The sequence below is a fragment of the Neisseria sp. P0021.S005 genome (assembly GCF_051956955.1).
Window position 1 is genome coordinate 1 of sequence record NZ_JBQCWY010000597.1, and the last position, 1,879, is coordinate 1,879.

The window sequence follows — 1,879 nt, forward strand, 5'->3', positions numbered from 1 at the left end:
ATTTTATGCAGGAGCAAACCATGAGCAATCAACACGACAACGTAGATGCCGGCGAAATCGCCAAGTTCAGCCAAATCGCCGACAAATGGTGGGATAAAAACGGCGAATTCAAGCCCCTGCATGACATCAACCCCTTGCGCCTAAACTATATCGACGGCTATACCGGATTGGCAGGCAAATGTGTGTTAGATGTAGGCTGCGGTGGCGGTATTTTGTCGGAAAGCATGGCCAAACGCGGTGCAGAACACGTGACCGGCATCGATATGGCGGAAAAATCCCTGCAAACCGCCGCTGCCCATGCGGCCAGCCAACACGTTGCCAATATCGATTACCGCTGCATCCGCGTTGAAGACCTCGCCGCCGAGCAGCCGCATAGCTTTGACGTGGTAACGTGTATGGAAATGATGGAACACGTTCCTGATCCGTCTGCCATCGTTCAAGCCTGTGCGAAACTGGTCAAACCTGACGGCATGGTGTTTTTCTCCACCATCAACCGCAATCCCAAATCTTATCTGCATCTGATTGTCGGCGCGGAATATCTGTTGAAATTCGTCCCCAAAGGCACGCACGACTGGAAAAAATTCATTACGCCGGCAGAACTTGCGCGTATGTGCCGCCAAGCCGGATTGGATACCGTCGGCAGCAAGGGCATGACCTACAATTTGTTGAGCGGTCGTTATTCCCTGTGCGACTCGACCGAGGTTAACTATATGGTGGCCTGCCGTCCGGCGTAAAGTTCAACTGATAAAACACACGGGCTTGCCCGATATTTGAAACGGTATGTCGAAAGCAGCTTGATACAAATATCGGTAAGGTAAATCAGGCCGTCTGAAAAGAAAAAAGGCATGTTCGATACATGCCTTTTTTGTCTGTGCAGTGCAGCTGTCGCCCTTATTCCGTCCAAGACGAATACGGATGTTTGCTCAAATACGCATTGGTGAATTTACCGTCTGACGTGATTTCCTTGCCCAGCCAAGACGGTTTGGGAAACTCGGTATCTTCAGACGGCAATTCGATTTCCGCCACAATCAATGGCGCATTGTCGCCGAAATATTCGTCGATTTCATACACAAAACCTTCAAATTCGACCCGATAGCGGTATTTTTCCATTTTAAACGGGCACATATCCGCCATCATCACTTGCGCGTGAGCCAGCGGAATTTCGTATTCAAACTCGCTGCGCGTCATGTCGGAAATATAGCCTTTCAGGGTCAGCCATGCTTGCGAACCGATAATCCGCACGCGGATGGTGCGCTCTTTTTCCACGCTCAAATAGCCCTGTTGCAACACCAGCGGCTCGCTTGCCGCTTTGCGCCAACTGTCATCTGCCAGTAAAAAGCGGCGTTCGATTTCGACCGTCATGAATTCTTTCCTTATTTACCAAACAGGCCGTCTGAAGATCAAAACGGCTTGAAAACCACCATATAAAGCGCGGCCACCATCATCAATACGGGGAGTTCGTTGAATACCCGATACCAGCGGTGCGAATACACATTGCTGCCGTTTTGAAAACGGCGCAGCAGCAGGCCGCAATAAAGCTGGTAAGCCAAGAGCAGCAGGCCGCACAATAATTTAACCGCCAGCCAGCCGTTGCCCCACCAATTATTTACAAACCCGATGGCCGCGCCAAATATCAGCGTTCCCCAGCCCAAAGGCGACATAAAGCGGTACAGCCTGCGCGACATATCCGTCAGCCGTACATATTCCACGCTACCAGGCTCTAATTGCGCCAGATTCACATAAATCCGTGGCAGATAAAACAGTCCGGCAAACCAAGAAATCACAAAAAATATGTGTAACAGCTTAAACCACAAATACATTTCAGACGGCCCCAAAACCTAAAACCATTATTTTATCCGCAATACGGCCCGAGCCAAAA

The 1,879-nt window shown here is 50.0% G+C and carries 3 protein-coding genes; 1 reads left to right on the forward strand and 2 read right to left on the reverse strand.

The genetic code is table 11. The annotated features are described in order from the left end of the window. Positions 1-5: 5 nt before the first annotated feature. Complete coding sequence (gene ubiG, locus ACTHUE_RS17305; RefSeq protein ID WP_049336937.1) at positions 6-734, forward strand: bifunctional 2-polyprenyl-6-hydroxyphenol methylase/3-demethylubiquinol 3-O-methyltransferase UbiG; 729 nt, start codon at positions 6-8, stop codon at positions 732-734. Positions 735-891: 157 nt separating this feature from the next. Here ubiG and ACTHUE_RS17310 read toward each other — a convergent pair whose 3' ends face one another. Continuing rightward, positions 892-1,362, reverse strand: coding sequence for a CYTH domain-containing protein (locus ACTHUE_RS17310; RefSeq protein WP_049336938.1), 471 nt, complete (start codon positions 1,360-1,362; stop codon positions 892-894). A gap of 38 nt (positions 1,363-1,400) precedes the next feature. Further along, positions 1,401-1,820 (reverse strand): CopD family protein, encoded by a 420-nt coding sequence (locus ACTHUE_RS17315; protein WP_004520906.1) that lies wholly within the window; start codon positions 1,818-1,820, stop codon positions 1,401-1,403. Positions 1,821-1,879 lie beyond the last annotated feature (59 nt).

Bases quoted from the DNA above. Each gene is read 5' to 3' on its own strand.
- ACTHUE_RS17315 (WP_004520906.1), bottom strand. From the start codon at position 1,820: ATGTATTTGTGGTTTAAGCTGTTACACATATTTTTTGTGATTTCTTGG.
- ubiG (WP_049336937.1), top strand. From the start codon at position 6: ATGCAGGAGCAAACCATGAGCAATCAACACGACAACGTAGATGCCGGC.
- ACTHUE_RS17310 (WP_049336938.1), bottom strand. From the start codon at position 1,362: ATGACGGTCGAAATCGAACGCCGCTTTTTACTGGCAGATGACAGTTGG.